Below are 378 nucleotides of genomic sequence, written 5' to 3'. Positions count from 1 at the left end.
ACGACGCGATCCGGCAGGCCACCACCCAACTCACCGCCGAACAGACCGAGTTGGACCGGGCGGAGCACATCGTCGAGATGGGCCCGACCCGTATCCGCGAGGAGGAGGGGAAGCACGAGGAGGCCGTGGAGGAGGCCCGGCAGGACGCGGCGGACGTGCTCCTCCAGGAGCGGAACCTGCGGGACGCCAGGCGGCAGGAGACCATCGCCCAGGGCCGCGTGACCGAGGCCGAGAAGGAGGTCACGCGGCGCAACGGGCGGGTCGTCGCCGCCGTCACCGCGCAGATTCAGGCCGCGGCCGATCAGGTGTCGGCCACCGCCGCGCTGCCGGGGTTGTCCAGTGACGTCCACGACAGTCCTCCGACCCCCGAACAGTCGT

The 378-nt window shown here is 72.0% G+C and carries 1 protein-coding gene; it reads left to right on the top strand.

Going from position 1 to position 378, the window contains the following annotated elements; all coding sequences use genetic code 11:
* Nucleotides 1–378, top strand: a 378-nt coding sequence (locus JHN45_RS52600; protein WP_201056616.1) for a hypothetical protein, incomplete at both ends; no start/stop codon positions are given.

The sequence above is a fragment of the Streptomyces sp. MBT53 genome (genome assembly GCF_016654115.1).
Taxonomy (GTDB): Bacteria; Actinomycetota; Actinomycetes; order Streptomycetales; family Streptomycetaceae; genus Streptomyces.
This window is presented reverse-complemented; position numbering and strand designations above follow the sequence as displayed.